Source organism: Carboxydothermus islandicus (genome assembly GCF_001950325.1).
In the GTDB taxonomy this organism is placed as follows: domain Bacteria; phylum Bacillota; class Z-2901; order Carboxydothermales; family Carboxydothermaceae; genus Carboxydothermus; species Carboxydothermus islandicus.
In genome coordinates this window covers 1-20,301 of record NZ_BDJL01000030.1, presented here as the reverse complement: position 1 = coordinate 20,301, position 20,301 = coordinate 1, and the positions used below count along the sequence as shown (strand labels likewise).

Here is a 20,301-nt window from a genome sequence, read left to right as displayed (position 1 = left end):
AATTGAAGACTAAGATTACGGAACTTTTAAAAATAAAGTATCCCATTATCCAGGGAGGGATGGCCTGGGTAGCAACCGCGCGCCTGGCAGCAGCGGTTTCCAATGCGGGAGGCCTTGGGATTATAGGAGCGGGTAATGCACCGGCGGAATGGGTTTTAGCGGAGGTTCGGAAGGTAAAAAGCCTTACCGATAAACCTTTTGGAGTGAATGTAATGTTGCTTTCTCCCCATGTAGATGAAGTAATGGAAGTAATCATTGAAGAAAGGGTTCCGGTGATAACTACCGGTGCTGGCAATCCCGGCAAATATATTAAGAGACTTAAAGAAAATAATATAAAAATAATCCCCGTGGTGGCTTCGGTGGCATTAGCAAAACGCCTGGAAAAAACGGGAGTAGATGCGGTGATCGCTGAGGGCCATGAATCGGGGGGACATATTGGTGAACTTACTACCATGGCCCTGGTACCGCAAGTTGTAGATAATGTTTCGATTCCGGTAGTTGCAGCTGGTGGAATTGCTGATGGTAGGGGATTGGTTGCTGCTTTAGCTTTGGGAGCCCAAGCGGTACAAATTGGAACCCGTTTTCTGTGTGCCCAAGAAACGGAAATACATCCTGCAGTAAAAGAAGCGGTAATTAAAGCCGGCGACAGAGATACGGTTATCACCGGGGCTTCGACCGGACACCCTGTGCGGGTTATAAAAAATAAACTTGCCCGGCGTTTTTTGGAGTTAGAACAAAAGGGTGCTCCTCCCGAGGAACTTGAAAAACTTGGTGCTGGAAGTTTAAGGCGCTGCATGCAGGAAGGGGATATTGAAGAAGGTTCACTGATGGCGGGACAAATTGCCGGTTTAATAAAAGAAATAAAGCCGATTAAGGAAATTATTGAAGAAATTATTTCTGAGGCGAAAGAAATAATGAAAAGGATTGCGAGGGAATTGAATGAGTAAAACTGCTTTTGTTTTCCCCGGTCAAGGATCCCAGTATGTTGGAATGGGCAAAGATTTATATGATGAATTACCAATAGTACGAAAATACTTCAATTTAGCCAATGAAATTTTAGGTTATGACCTGACTAAAATTATTTTTGAAGGACCCGAAGAGGAACTTAATAAAACTGCAAACACCCAGCCGGCAATCTTAACTTTAAGCTATGCTCTGTATTTAATTTTAGAAGAAAAGGGAATAAAAGCTGAAATTTATAGCGGTCACAGTTTAGGTGAGTTTACTGCCCTTACCGCAGCGGGAGTTATAAATTTTACCGATGCAGTTAGGCTGGTACATGTCAGGGGGAAACTGATGCAGGAAGCCGTTCCTTTGGGGCAAGGGGTAATGCTTGCGGTTATGGGCGTAGAAAAAGAAAAGCTTGTGTCTGCGGTAAAAAAACTCCAGGAATATGGTATCATGGAAATCGTGAACTTTAACGGCGGGGGTCAATACGTATTGGCCGGTGAAAGTAAAATCAAAGAGCTTACATTGAATCATTTAAAGGAAGTGGGGGCTCGAAAGATCGTAGAACTTCCGGTTTCAGCACCTTTTCATTCTTCCCTGATGAGGGCTGCCGCGTTAAAGTTTCAAGAGCACTTAGAAAAAGTTGAATTTTTACCTCCTAAAGCACCGGTTATCAGTAATGTTACCGCTGAAATCTTAACTGACCCTACGAAAATAAAGGATTTGCTTTCTAAGCAGATGGCGTCTCCGGTTTTATGGGAGCAGTCGGTCCTGGAAATGGCTAAGGCCGAAGTTACAAAATTTATTGAAATAGGTCCTGGCAAGGTGTTAACAAATTTAATTAAGCGAATTGTCCCGGTTGCTACTTTCAGTGTAAATAATCTTGAAAGTTTGCGGTTTTTACTTGATAACCCCGGGGAGGTTGGATAAAATGAATTTTAGCGGTAAGGTTGTTCTGGTTACCGGAGCAAGCCGCGGTATCGGACGTAAAATAGCCGAAAAATTTGCTCTGGCGGGAGCAAAAGTTGGAATAAACTATGCTCGTAACGATTTGCTGGCCGGCCAGTTAAAAGATGAGTTAAAAAGCAAGGGGGCTGATGTTCTTCTTTTAAAAGGTGATGTCAGCCAAAAAGAAGAAGTTGAGAGAATTTTTAAAGAGTTAGTAGCAACTTTTGGCAAAATTGATATTGTTATAAATAATGCGGGTATTACCAAAGATAAACTGCTTTTACGCATGTCGTATGACGACTTTGACTCAGTCATAAAAACAAATTTATATTCAACTTTTCTTGTAACCCGAGAAGCTGCCAAAATAATGCTAAAACAGCGGTTTGGAAGAATAATTAATATCAGTTCAGTGGTTGGCATTAAAGGAAATGCCGGTCAAGCCAATTACGCTGCAAGTAAAGCCGCTATAATCGGCTTTACCAAAGCTGTAGCCTTGGAGCTTGCCAGCAGAGGAATAACCGTTAATGCCGTTGCGCCCGGGTACATAAAAACAGATATGACCGAGAACTTAGACGAAAAAGTAAAAGAAGCTTTACTTAACGCCATCCCTGCTGAAAGACTGGGTACCCCCGATGATGTGGCAGCGGCGGTGTTATTTCTGGCAAGCGAAGGCGCAGGCTATATAACTGGGCAAACAATTGTTGTGGATGGCGGAATGGTGTTGTAGGAAGGAGGTGAACTTATGGCAGGAGTGTTTGAACGGGTTAAAAAAATTATCGTGGACCAATTAGGAGTTGAAGAAGATGAAGTTACTTTGGAAGCTTCGTTTATTGATGACCTTGGAGCGGATTCATTGGACATTGTGGAGTTAATTATGGCTTTTGAAGAGGAGTTTGAATTAGAGATACCCGATGAAGATGCGGAAAAAATTCGCACCGTAGGGGATGCTGTTAACTATATTCAAGATAGAATTTAAATTTAAAGTCCCGCGGAATTGTTTCCCGGGACTTTTTTAAAAGAGGTGAAAAAATGAAAAGGGTTGTTGTGACAGGTTTAGGTCTAATTTCCCCGCTTGGCATTGGGATAAAGGAGAATTGGGATAACTTAATGAATGGGGTATCGGGGGTTAGAGAAGTAACTTCGTTTGATACTACGGGGTTTGCAACCCGTATTGCTGCTGAAGTTAGGGATTTTGACCCTTTAAAGTTTATTGATAAAAAAGAAGCCCGGCGCATGGACCGTTTTACCCAGTTTGCTGTTGCGGCAACTAAATTGGCAATTGAAGATGCAGGGCTTGACCTTAGTAAAATTAATCCTGAAAGAGCAGGAATATTTATTGGGAGCGGAATTGGTGGGATAAAAACTCTGGAGGAGCAGGCCGCTGTTCTACGGGAGAAGGGGCCAGACCGGGTTAGTCCCTTTTTTGTACCTATGATGATTGCCAACATGGCTGGGGGGCAGATTGCAATTACCTTTGGCCTAACCGGGCCCAATGAAACAATTGTTTCGGCCTGTGCATCGGGAGCAAATGCGGTGGGGGATGCTTTTCGCTATTTACAAAGGGGCGAGGTTGATATTGCTGTTGCTGGTGGTGCTGAAGCAGCGATAACTCCTCTCTCGTTTGCCGGGTTTTGTTCTATGAAAGCTATGTCTACGAGAAATGACGAGCCGGAAAAAGCTTCCCGGCCTTTTGATAAAGACCGGGACGGATTTGTAATGGGGGAAGGTGCCGGAATTCTGATATTAGAGACTCTGGAGCACGCCCTGGCCCGCGGAGCACGAATTTACGGAGAAATTGTGGGATATGGTGTTACGAGCGATGCTTACCATATAACCGCTCCGGATCCTGAAGGAAAAGGTGCAGCCCGAGCAATGGAGTTAGCTTTAAAAGATGCCCGGTTAAATCCTGAAGATATCGATTACATTAATGCCCACGGGACTTCAACGCCTTTAAATGACAAAGTAGAAACTTTTGCTATAAAAAAAGTTTTTGGCGAGCATGCTTATAAGCTGATGGTTAGTTCAACGAAATCGATGACGGGGCATTTATTAGGAGCAGCCGGCGGGATAGAAACCATTTATTCGATTTTGGCAGTGTTTTTCAATCAAGTTCCTCCAACATTAAATTGCGATGAACCGGAAGAAGGGTTGGATCTTGATTATGTTCCCAATACCGGTCGGGATGTGCTGGTAAAAGCTGCTCTTTCCAACTCCTTAGGATTTGGCGGCCATAATGTAAGCTTAATTGTAAAAAAATTTAACGGGTGATACCATGGATAATGAAAATTTAATATCCTTGGAAAAAATTCTGGGGTTTAATTTTAATAACCCCAGTATTTTACTTTCTGCCATAACCCATCCTTCCTATGCTTTTGAACATCCCGAAGAAGGTGTAGAGCATAATGAACGGCTTGAGTTTTTGGGAGATGCAGTTTTAGAACTTTTTATTAGCGATTATTTATTTCGAACCTTTCCCCAGAAAAGCGAGGGAGACTTAACAAAACTTCGATCCCGCTTGGTTTGTGCTGAATCATTGTATGAGCTCGCTTTTAAAATTAATCTCGATAAATTTTTACGTCTGGGAAAAGGTGAATTTAAAGCAGGAGGAAACCAAAGGATGTCGAATTTAGCTAATGCAGTAGAAGCAGTAATTGGAGCAGTATATTTTGATTGCGGAATCGAAGCTGCTTTTAACTTTATTACCCGGCTTTACGGAGAAAAACTAAAACCGGAAAATCTCGAACAATTACCCAAAGATGAAAAAACCACTCTGCAAGAACTTTTGCAGAAAGAAAAAAACAACGTTTTACGGTATGAAATTTTAATGGAGGAAGGCCCTCCCCACCAAAAAATTTTTACCGCTGGGGTCATTATAAACGATAAGCTGATTGCTACGGGTAGGGGAAAGTCAAAAAAAGAAGCTGAACAGGAAGCCGCTAAAAAGGCCCTGGAGCTTTTAAGAAACGAGAAGGAGGTTTAATATGTGTTAAAAAAAGTAGTTATCCAGGGTTTTAAATCCTTTGCGGAAAAAACGGAAATAACTTTTGAACCTTCTATAACGGGTATTGTGGGACCAAACGGCAGCGGTAAAAGTAATGTTGCGGAAGCAATTCGCTGGGCTTTGGGAGAAACAAAAACAAAGATTTTACGTTCTGAGCGGCAGCAGGATGTAATTTTTACCGGTTCCCAGGGAAAAAAACCGGTAGGAATGGCTGAGGTAACATTAATTTTAGACAACAGTAATAAGTATTTTCCCTTGCCTTACGATGAGATAGCAATTACACGGCGCTTTTTTCGTTCCGGAGAAAGTGAATTTTACATAAACAAATCACCCTGCAGACTTAAAGATATTCACGAATTATTGGTGGATACTGGGCTTGGAAAGCATGGCTATGCCATTATAGGTCAAGGCCAGGTGGATGAGATTTTGTTTTCGTCACCGGAAGAAAAGAGAAGTTATTTGGAAGAAGCTGCGGGAATTAACCGTTACAGGATGCGGGAGTTGGAGGCAAAGAAAAAGCTGTTGGAAACCCAAAACGGTATTATCAGGCTTAATGACTTGACCTGCGAGTTAATTAACCAATTACAGGCTAAAGAACAGGATGTTATTAAAGCAAAAACATATTTAACTTTAAAAGAAAAACTTACCTTTAAAGCAAAAAATTACTATGGAATAAAAATAAAAAATTTACTGGATAATGTTCGGAAAAACGAAGAAAAAATTACCCTGTTACATAATCTTATTGAAAAGAATCAGGACCAGAGTAACCGCATAGAAGCAAGTTTTGCCAAGCTTCTTTCCCAGGAAGGAAATTTAGCTCTTTTCAGTGATAACATGCAAAAAATTGTTTTAAACTTAGAAAGCTGTTTGGAGAAGCTTGATAGCAGCAAAAAATATCAACAGGAAGAAGAAAATCGCCTTTTGCTGGAGCTTAAAAGCTTAAAAGAACAAATTAAAGAAAACGGCAAGAAATTAGTTGAGATAAATCAAGCATTAAATTCATACCAGAGGCAAGTAACGGATTTAAAATCCAGAGAAAGGGAAATTACCAGAAATCTTAAAGCGCAGAAGCAGAAGCTCGGGATAAACGAAGGCAAACTTTTGGAATTAAAGAAGAGCTTGGAAAATTGTAAAGATGAACAATTTGAGTTAAATTTTCGTGAAGTATCGTTAAGAAATGAAATTAACTTTATTTCTGACTCTTTAACACGCATAACTAACGATTCTTTAAAAATTGAAAAGGAAATATATGAACTAACTAAAGAAATTGGTGAAATCGAAAATACTCTTAAAAACTTAAAAGATTTTAAGAAAAAAAATCGGGAACTAAGGGAAGAGTTAAAAAATAAACAAAAAAAACTGGAAGAAGAATTAAATTTATTAGCTAAAAATATTTTAATCCTACAAAACGAAAAAAAGGTTTTGGAAAAAAAATATCATGAAAATATTGCCCGCTTACAAATTTTAGCTAAGCTTGAAGAGAGTTATGAAGGCTACGGAAAAGACGTAAAAAATTTATTTGAGGCCAAAAGAAGCGGTGTTCTTCCAAATTCGGAAAATATTTTAGGAACTGTTGGAGAATTTTTAGAAGTTGATGAAAAATACCGATTAGCAGTTGAAACTGCTTTGGGTGCGGGAATAAAAAATGTTATTGTAAAAAGTTTTCAGGATTTAGAAGGTATTATAAGATATTTAAAGTTAAAAAATCTTGGAAGAATAACTTTTTTAGCTCTTGATTTACTGGATGGGGGAAGTTTAAAAGATGACTTTAGCAATTTAACCGAGAGTGATGGTTTTATAGGTACTGCCCTTGATTTAATTTCTTTTCCCAAAGAGCTTTCTAAAGCTTATGAGAGTCTTTTAGGTAAAGTTCTGATAGGAAAGGATTATCAGTCCTGCTTAATCATTGCAAAAAAGACTAAACATCGTTATAAAGTAGTGAGTCTTGAAGGAGAATTGCTGCTTCCCGGGGGAATTATTATTGGAGGTAGTTTTAATCAAACTGGGTCGGTTTTACAAAGAAAGAATGAAATGAAATTAATTCAAAAACAGGTTGAGGAGCTTTTACAAAAAAATAATGAAGTTGAAGAGGCATTAGGTGCAGTTTTAACAAAACAGGAGGATATTGCCGCAACAATAAAATTAATTAGGGAAAAGCTAAGTAATATAGAAGCTCAGCTAACCGAGGCCGATTTAAAAGAACAAAATATCATAGATAAAAGGAAGTTAATAGAAAGCAGGATAATTGAGTTAAAAGGGCAGTTAGAAAAATATAATATGGAAAAACGAAATTTATTGATGGAAAAAGAAAATAGGGAACACCAAATCAATGATCTTATTTCTCTTAAAAAAGAATTAGAAGAAAAGATTGCTTTTCTTGAAAAGGAAATAAGCAAAATAAATGCTTTAATAAATGAAAATCAAAATTACTATCAAGAACTAACATTACAGCAGGTACAATTAGAAAAGGCGCTGGAAAATATTTTTAACCTTATAAATGAAAAAAGTCTACAAAAAAAAGAACTTTATGGAAGACAAAAGGTAAGTGCTAAAAAAGCCCTGGAGTTAAAAAATAAAATTTTAGTTTTTAAAAGAGATTTTTTAACTTTAGAGCGCAAGATTGTGGCCCATGGAAATTTACTTTCGGTGAGTAAAAAATATTTTGAAATGATTAAAAATAGGCATGAGAAATTAAAGGATAAGCTTTCTTATATGCAAGCGACTCTGACAAAAACACAAAAACTAACCCAAAAACATTTTACCGAGATTTCGCGTTTGGAAACGGAACAGCGCAACCTTTTACAGGAAATCAATAGGTTAAAGTTGTTATTAAATGAAAAATACGATATAGTGTTGGAGGATGAGGAAATATTAAAATTAGAACCGGTTCATATTGAGGAAAGGGAAATTGAGGAGCTTTACAAGCAAATTCAAGGGTTGGGCCCGGTAAATCTTTTTGTAATTGAGGAGGTAAAGCGGCTACAAGAACGCATTAACTTTTTAAATCAGCAAAAAAATGATTTAAATGAGGCTAAAGAACAATTAGAAAAACTTTTAAACCAATTAACCGAGGAAATGGAGCAAAGGTTTGACGAGTTTTTAAAGTTACTTAACGAAGAGTTTGATTTAGTATTTAAAGATCTATTTGGGGGAGGACGTGCTTCCTTAGAAAAAGTTGTTGGAGGGGAGCAAAAAGAGGGAATTGAAATTATTGTGGAGCTTCCGGGAAAAAAACGCCAATCACTGGGTCTTCTTTCCGGGGGCGAAAGGGCTCTGACCTCAATAGCTTTACTTTTTGCCCTGTTTAATTTAAAACCATCACCTTTTTGCGTTTTGGATGAAATTGATGCCGCTTTAGATGAAGCAAATGTTCAGCGTTTTTCCGCTTACCTGAAAAAAATTGGTGAAAGAAACCAGGTGGTCCTTATCACCCACCGGCGGGGAAGTATGGAAGTTTGTACCAAGTTAATTGGTATTAGTATGCAAGATGGCTGTTCCAAAGTTCTTTCGCTTCCCATGGAAAATATTAAAGCAGGGTAAGAAAAAAGCTGATGTAATGGCAGGTGATGAAGTTTGGGATTTTTTGACCGCTTAAAAGAGAGTTTAATTAAAACCAAGCAGAACATCGTAGCTAAAATTGAGGATGTCTTAAAGAAATCGACGGTTGATGAGGAGAGTTTTGAGAAAATAGAAGAAATACTGATTGAAGGTGACGTGGGGGTTAAACCAAGTCTTGAGCTGGTGGAAAAGCTAAGAAAAACGGCAAGAGAACAGCGGATTACCGATAGTGAACAATTAAAGCAGGTGTTAAAAGAAGAAATCTTAAAAATTTTAGAAACGGGAGACAATAAACTGAAGAATGTCGCCAGAACTCCCCTGGTAATTTTAGTGGTTGGGGTAAATGGTGTAGGTAAAACTACCACTATCGGGAAATTAGCTTACTACTTCAAACAACAGGGAAAGCAGGTATTGTTAGCAGCTGGCGATACTTTTAGAGCTGCTGCCATCGAGCAATTGGAAATCTGGGGGAATAGGGTAGGTTGTCAGGTAATAAAACAAAAAGAAGGTTCAGATCCGGCAGCGGTAGCCTTTGATGCTGTTAAGGCTGCCATTGCCCGAAAAATCGATGTTTTAATTATTGATACCGCTGGGAGGCTTCATACAAAAACAAATTTAATGGAAGAACTAAGAAAAGTTAAAAGGGTAGTGGAAAGAGAGTTACCGGGTGCTCCTGATGAGGTTTTATTAGTTTTGGATGCTACTACCGGACAGAACGCTTTTAGTCAGGTGGAGTATTTTAACAAAGCCCTGGATTTGACCGGTTTAGTTTTAACGAAACTGGATGGAACCGCTAAAGGCGGTGTTATAATAGGCATAAAAAGCAGTTACCAGATTCCAATAAAATTTATCGGGGTTGGGGAAAAAATGGATGATTTAAGACCCTTTGATCCCCAAGAATTTGTTGAAGCGTTATTTGCATCTTAAAAAATAAACCACAAGGAGGAGTTTACGATGTCTGTAAAAATAGCAGTAATTGGTGGTACCGGTGTTTATGACCCAAAAATGTTGAATAATCTTACCAAAGAAAAAGTAACTACGCCTTATGGTGACATTGAAGTTACCGTAGGCGAACTTTCAGGTAAAAGGGTGGCATTCCTTCCACGCCATGGAGCCGGACATACGGTTCCACCCCACCTGATTAATTACCGGGCTAATATCTGGGGATTAAAAATGCTGGGAGTGAAACAAATTATTGCAACGACGGCCGTTGGTTCCTTAAATTTAAATATGAAAGGTGGCGACTTTGTTTTAATTGACCAGTTTCTTGATTTTACGAAAAACCGCATTTATACCTTTTATGATGGTGGAGAACGGGGTGTAATTCATACCGATGTTACCGAACCCTATTGTCCAGAATTGAGAAAAATTATTTATAATGCTGCAAAAGAGCTTGGATATACAGTACATCCCTCGGGTACCTATGTTTGTACCGAAGGCCCGCGTTTTGAAACAGCGGCGGAAATAAAAATGTTTGCCAAGTTAGGGGGAGACCTGGTGGGAATGACCAGCGTTCCGGAAGTTGTTTTAGCAAGGGAAGCCGAAATGTGTTATGCTTCTATTTCCTTGGTGACCAACTTTGCCGCGGGTATTTCACCTAATCCTTTAACCCATGAAGAAGTTGTTGAAATGATGACCACTAAAAGTGAACAATTGAAGAACCTTATTGCTAAAACTATTGAGAACCTTGATCCCGACCGGAGCTGCTGGTGTCAAAGGGCAGTAAGTGGTCAAAGTCAGTTAGGGAAATAAAAAAACAGGGAAATGGGGAGAATTTTATGAGCATCATTAGGGATAGAACGCTTGCTCCTTTAGGGCAGCAAAAAATTAACTGGGTCAGAAATTACATGCCGGTTTTGAATTATTTAAAAAATGAATTAATTAGCAAAAAACCCTTGTCCGGGAAAAAGATTACGATGAGTATCCATTTGGAAGCTAAAACTGCTTACCTCGCTTTAATTTTGCGAGATCTTGGAGCAGAAGTTGCCGTGACCGGTTCAAATCCCCTTTCAACCCAGGATGAGATTGCTGCCGCTTTGGTAGAAGAGGGTTTAGAAGTTTTTGCCTGGCATGGAGCTTCACCTTCGGAGTATGAAGAACATTTAATAAAAGCTTTAGAAATTAAACCCGATATTATTATTGATGATGGAGGAGACCTGGTTCACATCTTGCATCATGTTCGCCCGGATTTGGCGCTAAACGTAATTGGTGGTGCGGAAGAAACAACGACAGGCGTCCATCGCTTGCGGATTTTGGAAAAAAACAAGGCTTTAAAATTTCCTATGATTGCGGTAAATGATGCTTTAACTAAGCACATGTTTGATAACCGTTACGGTACCGGGGAATCATCTCTGGCGGCCCTTATGGCTACTACCAACTTATTAATTGCCGGAAAGAATCTTGTGGTTGCCGGGTACGGTTGGTGTGGTAAAGGTGTAGCACAAAAAGCCCGGGGACTGGGGGCGCGGGTGATTGTTACAGAGGTTAATCCCATTCGTGCCTTAGAAGCTTTTATGGATGGTTTTGAAGTTACTGATTCGCTAACCGCTGCAAAAATAGGAGATATCTTTATAACAGTTACCGGTTGTAAAGATGTGTTCCGGGCAAGACATTTTGAAGTAATGAAAAACGGTGCAATTCTTGCCAATGCCGGTCATTTTAATGTGGAAATCAACCTTGATGAATTAAAAGCTATGGCAGTGGAAATCCGCGAAGTAAGGCCAAAGATAACCGGCTATATCCTTCCTGATGGTCGGCAGCTCAACGTTATTGCCGAAGGTCGTTTGGTAAACTTGGCAGCGGGACAAGGGCATCCGGCGGAAATTATGGATCTTTCGTTTTCATTACAGCTCTTAGCGGTTTTGTATCTTATAGAAAAACATGGCGAATTGTTACCTAAAGTTTATAATTTACCAAACGAACTTGATGAAAAAGTTGCTCTATATAAATTAAAAGCGCTCAATATCGAAATAGACGAGTTAACCGAAGACCAAAAAGAATATTTATTTGGTTAAAGAGAAGGGGTTTAAATGAAACTAAGTGTTGAAAGGATTAAGGAAAAGATAGTTAAAACAACGCAAAAACTTTGCCAGTACGGGTTAATGTTTTATAACTGGGGTAGTTTAAGTGTGTATATACCGGAAGAGAAAGTGGTAGTTATTACTCCCCTTACTCCGGATATGGCATGTTTAAGTACCTTTGATGTTTTAATAGTGGATATGGAGGGGAATATTTTAGAAGGAGAAAATCAGGCAAAGTTTAATTTAAAGCTGCACCGGCAGATTTATAATGTTCGTTCCGATGTCAGGGCTATAATCCATGCTCACCCCGTACACAGTACTGCTCTTTCGGTATTACATGAACCATTGCCGGTTATTTTGCCGGAAATGGTTCGGGCAATTGGAAAAGAGGTTCCCTTACTTAATTCGGTTTATATTGATTCTGAAAGTTATTTGTTAGAAATCAAGGAAAAAGCTTTTGCCAATAATGCTTTTTTACTGGCCAATAACGGTCTTATTACCATGGGAGAAAATCTTGATGTTTGCTTTAACCTTTGTCGAATTGTAGAAAAATGTGCGGAAATTTATTTAGCGGCATTAAAGGTACGAAAACCACATACTTTAAGTTCGGATGAAATTAATTACCTAAAAAAACTTTTTTAACCGGGGATGGTGAACGAATTGACAATCCTAATAAAAAATGCTACGGTTTTAGACTTAAATAGGTTTGCAGCGGTTGAAAGCGATATTTTAATTGAGGGAGACCGGATTTCTAAAATCGGTGTAGATTTTGAGGTAAAGGAAAAAGAAAATTTGAAAGTAATTGACGGTAGAAATAAAGTTGCTTTACCGGGTTTAATTAACGGCCATACGCATGTAGCCATGACCTTATTTCGGGGAGCATCCGATGACCTTCCTTTAATGGACTGGTTAAATAATGTTATTTGGCCCAGTGAAAGCCGTTTAACCGGTGAAGATGTTTATTGGGGAAGTCTTTTGGGAATAGTGGAAATGATTAAGAGCGGCACTACTACGTTTTGCGACATGTATTTTTTCATGGATGAAGTTGCTCATGCCGTTGAGCAAAGCGGTATCCGGGCTGTATTAAGCCGGGGCATGGTTGCTTTAGACCCGGCAAACGGTGAAAAGGGGCTTAAGGAAAGTGTGGATTTTATTAAAAACTGGCAGGGGAAGGCCAACGGTCGGATAACTACCGCATTGGCGCCTCATGCTCCATATACTTGTCCCCCGGAATTCTTACGGGATGTAATTGTGGAAGCAAAAAGATTAAATGTTCCGATAAATATCCATATTAGCGAAACTTTAGATGAAATAAGCATTATCAAGGAAAGATATGGCACAACACCGGTCAGACATTTAGAAAGCTTAGGTTTATTTGAGGTAAAAACCATAGGAGCCCACTTGGTACATGTCGATGACGAGGAAATTCAAATTCTCAAGCGTTATCAGGTCGGTGCCATTCATAATCCCCAAAGCAATATGAAATTAGCTTCGGGAATTGCTCCGGTGGTAAAAATGTTAGAAGCCGGGGTCTTAGTAGGATTGGGTACCGATGGGGCTGCAAGTAACAATGACCTGGACATGATTGAAGAATTACGTGCGGCTTCTTACTTACAAAAAGTAAGCAACATGAATCCGGAAGCTTTAAACGCCAAAACCTCTATTGCAATGGCAACGAGTTTGGGTGCCAGGGCCCTGGGGTTAACGGAAATTGGTTTACTTCAGGAAGGATATAAAGCCGATATAATTTTACTTAATACCAATGAAACCAATTTTTATCCCCGGCACAACATTTTTAACTTAATTGCCTACTCGGCCAAAGGAGCCGATGTGGACACGGTAATTGTCGATGGGGAAATTATCATGGAAAAGAGACAGCTAACACGTCTTGATGAGGAAAAAATTAAATTTGAAGCAAATAAACGCGGATTAAAATTAGTAGCGGGGTAGATAAAGTGCAATCGGTACGTCTAATAAAAGGGAGAACCCATCGGGTTTACAGCGGCCATCCCTGGATTTATAAAACCGAGTTAGCTGAACAGTACCCGTATTCTCCGGGGGAATTGGTTCGGGTTTTGGATCATAACAATCGTTTTATAGGAATTGGGTATTATAATAATAATTCCCAAATTGCGGTAAGAATGATGTCTTTTCATGATGAAGAAATAAACTATGACTGGATCAAAAATAAAATAATTAAAGCTTTTCAGTATCGTTCCTTGGCAGTTTCCAATACCGATGCTTATCGTTTAATCTACGGAGAAGCCGATCAAATTCCCGGTTTAATTGTGGACCGTTTTGGTGATTACTTAGTTTTGCAGAGCTTAACTTACGGGATTGAAAGGTTAAAACCGTTAATCGTTGAGGCCTTAATGGAAGTTATAAAACCCAGGGGTATTTATGAAAGAAGCGATGTTCCGGTGCGGACCAAGGAGGGACTACCCCTTGCAACCGGACTCTTAGCTGGAGAAGTACCGGAATTGGTGGTAATTAATGAAAATGGTTTTAAATTTTCGGTGAATATAAAAGAAGGTCATAAAACCGGCTATTTTTTGGACCAGAGAGAAAATCGGTTAGCTTTAAAGCCTTTTTTCCAAGGTAAAAAAGTACTGGATTGTTTTTGCCATACAGGAGCTTTTTCCGTTTATGCTGCCGGGTTTGGAGCAAAAGAAGTAATTGGGGTAGATATTTCTTCTGAGGCGATAACCCGGGCCCGGGAAAATGCGGTGTTAAACGGATTTGAAGATAGAATTTTCTTTGTCGAGGCGAACTGTTTTGACTACCTGCGCGAACTGGAAAAGAACAAAGCAAATTTTGATATTGTAATTTTAGACCCTCCTGCTTTTACCAAAAGTAAAGAAGCTTTACCGGGTGCCGTAAGGGGTTATAAAGAGATAAATCTAAGGGCCTTAAAGCTTTTAAATGAAGGGGGTATTTTAGTCACCAGTTCCTGTTCTTATCATTTAACCGAAGATTTATTCTGGAATGTGATTTCTGAGGCTGCGTTTGATGCCAAAAAAAGAGTGAGGATTATTGAAGCCCGGCGGCAAGCTAAAGATCACCCGATGCTCCTCTCCTCACCCGAAACGTATTATTTAAAGTTTTTCATTTTACAAGTTATCTCTTAAAAAGGGAGCCGAAAACCGTTTTAAGGTTGGCCGATGCTACCCCTAAAAAGCTACTGTGACTTTCAAAGATATCCTTTAAAGCATAGATTAACTTATCCAATTCTTCTTTTTCTACAATAAGAGGTGGTTCTAAGCGGATTACATTAGGATTGTTCAGGGTATATGCGGTAATAATCCTGTGCTTATTCATTAACAGTCCAGCGACAAAGCTGCCGGTATACTCCCGGGCGAGATTTGTTAGCCCGGGAATTTTATTTAATAAGCCCCGGGGTTCGTTGAATTCGAGCCCAATTAAAAGGCCTTTACCGCGGACTTCTTTTATCAAGGGATAGGAGTTTTGCAGTGAACTTAACTGGCTCAATAAGTAATCACCAAGCTCTTTGGCTCTTTTTGCTAAATCCCACTTCACTAAAAGCTCAATTGCTTTGATAACTGCAGCCATTGCTTTTGTATTTCCCCCAAAAGTAGAAGTATGGAGGGTTGCTTTATCGGTAGAACCGTAAGCTTTTTTCCAGATAGCATCGGTGGTTATATAAGCACCTACGGGCATAACTCCACCGCCCAGAGATTTAGCTACACACATGATATCGGGAACAATTTCGTCATATTCTACCGCAAAGAGTTTACCCGTTCTACCAAAACCGGTTTGGATTTCATCAACTATTAAAAGAGCTCCGTATTTATGGCAAAGTTCTAAGGCATTTTTTAAATAACCTTGCGGAGGAACAACAACGCCACCCTCACCTTGAATTGGTTCTACAATAAATGCAGCGATGGCTTTAGATTTTAAGATCTTCTCCAATTCGTCTAAATCCCCGAAGGTTACAGGATAGCATTCGGGTAAGAGCGGGGTAAAAGGTGTTTGGTACTTTTGCCTACCGGTAACGGAAAGGGCGCCAAAAGATTTTCCGTGAAAAGAATTGTGAGCATATACGATGCCCGGACGCCCGGTATAAATTCTGGCAAGCTTTAGCGCTCCTTCTACCGCTTCTGCTCCGGAATTGCAAAAGAATACCCGTTTTAAATTACCGGGAGTTATTTTTGCCAGATTGTAGGCTGCTGCTCCAATTAACTGACCTATCGAGGCCTGCAAGAGATTGGGTAGCTCTTCCACCAATTTTACCGCATTCCAGATTTCCTCTGGGTTATGACCAAAGTTTAAGCTACCATAACCTCCTAAAAAGTCGAGATAAGCATTCCCCTCATTATCCCAAACTATTGTTCCCTTAGCTTTAACAAACTGTTTATCAAATTCTAACAAACTTAAAAGGGTTGCTAAACTTTCGTTAACATATTCACGGTAGAGGTCCCGGATATCCTGACGGGTTAAGGTTAAAGCTTGCTCTAAGGTAATAAGTTCCATTTTTGTGCCTCCTTCTTTTTTCCTTGACAATTTAAGTATATATAAATAAAATACTACTGTAAAGGTTAAATACTTGACAGGTGAAAAAATGATTGATGAATTTGCCCGAAACGGAAGCTTGCTGGAACTTTATGGAGGTTTATTAACCGAAAAACAACGGGAAATTCTTGAACTTTATTATATCGAAAATTGGTCTTTAGCGGAAATTGCCGAGTATTTAAAAATAAGCCGTCAGGGAGTCTATGATATTTTACAACGGGCTATTCGACAGTTAAACCTTTATGAAGAAAAACTTGGTTTATTAAGAAAAAATGAACAAAAAATGGCCCAGTATAACAATATCCTTACGAAAATGCAAGAGTTATTAGGAGAAGATAACTATAAACTTTTAGTTCCTTATTTTGAAGAAATTAAAAACTTATTTGATTAGCGGGAGCGGATGAAATGGTTTTTGAAAACCTGTCAAATAAATTTCAGGAAGTTTTTAAAAAGTTAAAAGGTAAAGGTAAATTAACCGAAGAAGATGTTAATCTGGCACTTAGAGAAGTGCGGATAGCTCTTTTGGAAGCTGATGTTAATTTTCAGGTGGTCAAAGATTTTATTGCTAAAGTAAAAGAAAAAGCAGTTGGTCATGAAGTACTGGAAAGTTTAACCCCGGGGCAGCAGGTAATAAAAATTGTTCATGAAGAATTAATAAATTTAATGGGAAAAACCAATGCAAAATTAAATGATGCCGGTTCGCCTCCAACGATTATTATGCTTGTGGGCTTGCAGGGGGCCGGCAAGACTACTACCGCTGCCAAGTTAGCTCATTTCTTGAAAAAACAAGGAAAAAAACCGCTCTTGGTTGCTGCGGACATTTACCGGCCGGCGGCAATCAAACAGCTCCAGGTTTTAGGTGATGCCATTGACGTGCCGGTTTTTACTATGGGAGAGCAGTCACCGGTAGACATTGCCAAAGCTTCGATTAATTTTGCCAAATCTAACTTAAAAAATTACGTCATAATTGATACTGCAGGGCGCTTGCACATCAATGAAGAATTAATGGATGAGCTTAAAAAAATAAAAGAGGAAGTGAGTCCCCACGAGATACTGTTGGTTGTGGATGCCATGACCGGTCAGGATGCGGTTAATGTAGCAAAAAGTTTTAACGAAGAGTTAGGTTTAACCGGGGTAATTCTTACCAAATTGGATGGGGATACCAAAGGGGGTGCAGCCTTATCGGTTAAGGCTGTAACCGGATGCCCGATTAAGTTTGCGGGAATGGGCGAAAAAATTGAAAATTTAGAACCCTTTTATCCAGATCGTATGGCCTCCCGTATTCTGGGCATGGGCGACGTTTTAACTCTGATTGAAAAAGCACAGGCTGCTATTGATGCGGAAAAAGCTCTAAAAATGCAAGAAAAATTAAAAAGCAGGGATTTTGACTTAGAAGATTTTTTAGATTCCCTGCAACAAATAAAGAAGATGGGGCCGTTAGAGCAATTGCTGGGAATGATTCCGGGGATGGGTAAAGTAAAAGATATTGCCGGGATGGTGGATGAAAAAGAGCTAAAACACATTGAAGCTATTATTTATTCCATGACTCCTGAAGAACGAAGAAAGCCGGAAATTATTGATGGTAGCCGCAAAAAGCGTATTGCTAAAGGTAGCGGAACTTCGATTCAGGAGGTCAACCGGTTACTAAAGCAATTTGAACAGATGAAAAAAATGATGAAACAGTTTGGTGGTATGGAGAAACAGTTAAAAAAGGGCAAAAAAATTAAATTTCCCTTCTTTTCATAAAATAGCAATTGGAAACCTAATAAGGGAGGTGAAACAATGGCAGTAAAAATTCGTTTAAAGAGAATGGGAGCAAAGAAAAACCCCTTTTATCGGGTAGTAGTGGCCGATACCCGTTCGCCGCGGGATGGTCGCGTAATTGATGAGATTGGTTATTATGACCCGGTGAAGCAGCCGGCGGTAGTGGTTATTAACGAAGAAAAAGCTCTGGACTGGCTGAAAAAAGGTGCCCAGCTAACCGAGACTGCTCGCGCTCTTCTAAGAAAAGCCGGGGTTTTACAAAAATTTCAGCAAAAATAGACACCGCGAGGTGGACTTATGAAAGGATTAGTTGAGGTATTAGCAAAATCATTGGTTGATAATCCGGATGAAGTGGTGGTAACTGTTGCCGAAGGCGAAAAAGCTATCTTAATTGAATTAAAAGTTGCACCTCAAGATGTGGGAAAAATTATTGGTAAGCAAGGTAGAATTGCTAAAGCCTTACGGACACTGGTTAAGGCTGCAGCTTCCAGAGAAAAAAAGAAAGTAATCTTAGAGATAGTATAAAAAGGGGCTTTTTGCCCCTTTTTTTTAAAAGGTGATGGGGAATGAATAATTTAATTGCTATAGGTTACGTTCTTGGAACCTTTGGGATTGATGGCTGGGTAAAAGTAGAACCCTTAACTGATCATCCTCAGAGGTTTTTAAGTACCGAAAGGGTATTCTGGGAAAAAGAAGATGATATTTTTCCCCTGCGTATTGAAGAGGTGCAATTACAGGCAGAGCGAATATTGGTAAAGTTTATGGAAATTAATGATCTTAAAGAGGCACATAAGTTAATTTTTGGTTACCTGAAAGTTCCCAAAAACGAAATTGTCCAACTTAAAGAAAATGAGTTTTACCTTTTTCAATTAAAAGGTCTTACCGTTTATGATTTGAACTCCCAAAAAATAGGCGTAATTCGTACAGTTATAAAAAATCCTGCTAATGATTTGTTAGTTATTGACACGATCCATGATAAAGAATTGCTCCTGCCTTTTATTAAGGTTTTTGTTAAAGAGGTAAATTTGCCTGAAGGTTTTATCAAGGTCGAACTTTTGCCGGGGATGTTGGAGGAATAAAATAATGAAAATAGACATTTTAACTCTTTTTCCTGAAATGTTTAACGGACCCCTTAATAGCAGTATTTTAAAAAAGGCCCAAGAAAAAGGGATAATAACAATAAACTACATTAATATTCGCGATTTTACTACCGACCGGCATCATCAAGCCGATGATAAACCTTATGGTGGTGGTGCCGGTATGGTAATGAAAGTTGAACCTGTAATAAACGCCTACGAAGCAATTCCCAAGAACAATTCCTTTACCATTATGCTCTCACCCCAGGGAAGGAAATTTAATCAAAAATTTGCCCGGGAGCTTTCCCGAAAAGAACATTTAATTTTTATTTGCGGTCACTATGAAGGCATTGACGAGCGAGTTCGCCAGTTAATTGTTGATGAAGAAATTTCGATTGGTGATTACGTTTTAACCGGCGGCGAAATTGCCGCCATGGTAGTTATCGATGCGGTGGCTCGCCTGGTTCCCGGAGTGTTGGGGGATGAAGTATCGGCCGAGGAGGAAAGTTTTAGTGACCAGCTCTTAGAGTATCCTCACTATACCCGTCCTCGAAATTTCCGAGGGCTGGAAGTTCCGGAGGTCTTGCTTTCGGGAAATCATAAAAAAATAGATTTATGGCGGAAAAAACAATCCCTTCTAAATACGTTTTTTCGGCGCCGGGATTTACTCAAAATAAGAGGGCTTACCAAAGAGGAAAAAATCCTTTTATGGCAGGGCTTTTTTGAATTGGCGATGTTAATCGACGAGATCCCAGAAAGGAGCGAATAGGATTGGGCAATGTTTACCTGGCCCTCGTCCATCATCCGGTTTATAACAAGCATTTAGAAGTTGTGACTACATCGGTTACCAATCTGGATATCCATGACATTGCTCGTTCTTCGCGGACTTACGGTATAAAAAATTATTATATTGTGCATCCTTCATCTACCATGAAGCAATTAATAAACAAAGTGTTAAACTTTTGGCAGGAGGGCTACGGGGCCAGTTATAATCCCGACCGTAAGGAAGCCTTTCGTATTGTAAAACTGGTCGATTGTTTAGAAGATGTAGTGCTTGATATTGAAAAAATTGAAGGAAAAAAACCATTAACTGTAAGCACTGATGCGCGCGTATATCCCAACACGGTAAGTTATAATTTTTTACGGAAAAAGATTAAGGAGGATGAAAATCCGTATCTTTTACTTTTTGGTACCGGATGGGGACTGACCCGGGAGGTAATGGAAAGTACAACCTATATTTTAGAACCGATATACGGACCTACCGATTATAACCATTTAAGTGTTAGAAGTGCGGTAGCAATTATTTTAGATCGCCTTTTGGGGGAAGAATGGTTTTGTAAGAGTAAATTGCTAAGTTGAGAGAACCGCGCCAAATAAGGTATAAACACAAACCCAAAAATAAAATTACCCCAAAGTAGGGCGAAAAACAGCGGTTTTAAGGAGCAGGAACAAAAGA

General features: G+C 39.4%; 21 protein-coding genes. 20 read left to right on the top strand and 1 reads right to left on the bottom strand.

From position 1 onward, the window contains the following. Nucleotides 1–2: 2 nt before the first annotated feature. The 13 genes from fabK to ciss_RS04765 are packed head-to-tail and all read left to right on the top strand — an operon-like array spanning nucleotide 3 to nucleotide 14,603. Complete coding sequence (fabK, locus tag ciss_RS04825; protein WP_075865166.1) at nucleotides 3–947, top strand: enoyl-[acyl-carrier-protein] reductase FabK; 945 nt, start codon at nucleotides 3–5, stop codon at nucleotides 945–947. Beyond that, complete coding sequence (gene fabD, locus ciss_RS04820; RefSeq protein ID WP_075865165.1) at nucleotides 940–1,878, top strand: ACP S-malonyltransferase; 939 nt, start codon at nucleotides 940–942, stop codon at nucleotides 1,876–1,878. Before fabK ends, fabD begins: the two co-directional genes overlap by 8 nt. Nucleotide 1,879: 1 nt before the next feature. After that, nucleotides 1,880–2,623 carry a 3-oxoacyl-[acyl-carrier-protein] reductase gene (gene fabG, locus ciss_RS04815; protein ID WP_075865164.1) on the top strand — a complete coding sequence of 248 codons (744 nt, stop codon included), beginning with the start codon at nucleotides 1,880–1,882 and terminating at the stop codon, nucleotides 2,621–2,623. A 15-nt stretch (nucleotides 2,624–2,638) separates the two neighbouring features. Then, a complete protein-coding gene (locus tag ciss_RS04810; RefSeq protein WP_075865163.1) occupies nucleotides 2,639–2,872 on the top strand; it encodes an acyl carrier protein in 234 nt (77 codons plus the stop codon). 53 nt (nucleotides 2,873–2,925) lie between these two features. Further along, nucleotides 2,926–4,164: a beta-ketoacyl-ACP synthase II gene (fabF, locus tag ciss_RS04805; protein ID WP_075865162.1), complete on the top strand. Its 1,239-nt coding sequence runs from the start codon at nucleotides 2,926–2,928 to the stop codon at nucleotides 4,162–4,164. Nucleotides 4,165–4,168: 4 nt separating this feature from the next. After that, entirely contained in the window at nucleotides 4,169–4,876 is a 708-nt protein-coding gene (gene rnc / locus ciss_RS04800; RefSeq protein ID WP_075865161.1) for a ribonuclease III, read from the top strand. Nucleotides 4,877–4,879: 3 nt separating this feature from the next. Next, entirely contained in the window at nucleotides 4,880–8,437 is a 3,558-nt protein-coding gene (gene smc, locus ciss_RS04795; RefSeq protein WP_075865160.1) for a chromosome segregation protein SMC, read from the top strand. A gap of 33 nt (nucleotides 8,438–8,470) precedes the next feature. Then, on the top strand, nucleotides 8,471–9,382 hold the full coding sequence (gene ftsY, locus ciss_RS04790) for a signal recognition particle-docking protein FtsY (protein WP_075865159.1): 912 nt from the start codon (nucleotides 8,471–8,473) through the stop codon (nucleotides 9,380–9,382). Between the two features lie 27 nt (nucleotides 9,383–9,409). After that, entirely contained in the window at nucleotides 9,410–10,207 is a 798-nt protein-coding gene (mtnP, locus tag ciss_RS04785) for an S-methyl-5'-thioadenosine phosphorylase (protein WP_075865158.1), read from the top strand. Nucleotides 10,208–10,233: 26 nt separating this feature from the next. Continuing rightward, a complete protein-coding gene (locus tag ciss_RS04780; RefSeq protein WP_075865157.1) occupies nucleotides 10,234–11,469 on the top strand; it encodes an adenosylhomocysteinase in 1,236 nt (411 codons plus the stop codon). Between the two features lie 15 nt (nucleotides 11,470–11,484). Next, on the top strand, nucleotides 11,485–12,117 hold the full coding sequence (locus ciss_RS04775) for a class II aldolase/adducin family protein (protein ID WP_075865156.1): 633 nt from the start codon (nucleotides 11,485–11,487) through the stop codon (nucleotides 12,115–12,117). A 6-nt stretch (nucleotides 12,118–12,123) separates the two neighbouring features. Next, nucleotides 12,124–13,425 carry an amidohydrolase gene (locus ciss_RS04770; RefSeq protein ID WP_075865155.1) on the top strand — a complete coding sequence of 434 codons (1,302 nt, stop codon included), beginning with the start codon at nucleotides 12,124–12,126 and terminating at the stop codon, nucleotides 13,423–13,425. Between the two features lie 5 nt (nucleotides 13,426–13,430). Continuing rightward, nucleotides 13,431–14,603: a class I SAM-dependent rRNA methyltransferase gene (locus ciss_RS04765; protein ID WP_075865154.1), complete on the top strand. Its 1,173-nt coding sequence runs from the start codon at nucleotides 13,431–13,433 to the stop codon at nucleotides 14,601–14,603. On the opposite strand, the gene ciss_RS04760 is transcribed toward ciss_RS04765, so the two are convergent. Then, nucleotides 14,593–16,005, bottom strand: coding sequence for an aspartate aminotransferase family protein (locus ciss_RS04760; protein WP_439951267.1), 1,413 nt, complete (start codon nucleotides 16,003–16,005; stop codon nucleotides 14,593–14,595). The genes ciss_RS04765 and ciss_RS04760 overlap by 11 nt on opposite strands. A gap of 49 nt (nucleotides 16,006–16,054) precedes the next feature. Between ciss_RS04760 and ylxM the strand changes: the two genes are divergently transcribed. Genes ylxM through ciss_RS04725 form a run of 7 tightly spaced genes read left to right on the top strand, consistent with a single transcriptional unit; the run spans nucleotide 16,055 to nucleotide 20,204 of the window. Further along, a complete protein-coding gene (ylxM, locus tag ciss_RS04755) occupies nucleotides 16,055–16,396 on the top strand; it encodes a YlxM family DNA-binding protein (protein ID WP_075865152.1) in 342 nt (113 codons plus the stop codon). Between the two features lie 14 nt (nucleotides 16,397–16,410). Further along, nucleotides 16,411–17,751 carry a signal recognition particle protein gene (ffh, locus tag ciss_RS04750; RefSeq protein ID WP_075865151.1) on the top strand — a complete coding sequence of 447 codons (1,341 nt, stop codon included), beginning with the start codon at nucleotides 16,411–16,413 and terminating at the stop codon, nucleotides 17,749–17,751. A gap of 36 nt (nucleotides 17,752–17,787) precedes the next feature. Next, the gene (gene rpsP / locus ciss_RS04745) at nucleotides 17,788–18,048 is read left to right on the top strand and encodes a 30S ribosomal protein S16 (protein ID WP_075865150.1); all 261 of its coding nucleotides are present in this window, start codon (nucleotides 17,788–17,790) and stop codon (nucleotides 18,046–18,048) included. An 18-nt stretch (nucleotides 18,049–18,066) separates the two neighbouring features. Next, on the top strand, nucleotides 18,067–18,294 hold the full coding sequence (locus tag ciss_RS04740) for a KH domain-containing protein (protein WP_075865149.1): 228 nt from the start codon (nucleotides 18,067–18,069) through the stop codon (nucleotides 18,292–18,294). Nucleotides 18,295–18,335: 41 nt separating this feature from the next. After that, nucleotides 18,336–18,848: a ribosome maturation factor RimM gene (gene rimM, locus ciss_RS04735; protein WP_075865148.1), complete on the top strand. Its 513-nt coding sequence runs from the start codon at nucleotides 18,336–18,338 to the stop codon at nucleotides 18,846–18,848. A gap of 4 nt (nucleotides 18,849–18,852) precedes the next feature. Then, nucleotides 18,853–19,614 carry a tRNA (guanosine(37)-N1)-methyltransferase TrmD gene (trmD, locus tag ciss_RS04730; RefSeq protein ID WP_075865147.1) on the top strand — a complete coding sequence of 254 codons (762 nt, stop codon included), beginning with the start codon at nucleotides 18,853–18,855 and terminating at the stop codon, nucleotides 19,612–19,614. Between the two features lie 2 nt (nucleotides 19,615–19,616). Then, entirely contained in the window at nucleotides 19,617–20,204 is a 588-nt protein-coding gene (locus tag ciss_RS04725) for an RNA methyltransferase (RefSeq protein ID WP_075865146.1), read from the top strand. The last annotated feature ends 97 nt before the right edge of the window (nucleotides 20,205–20,301 follow it).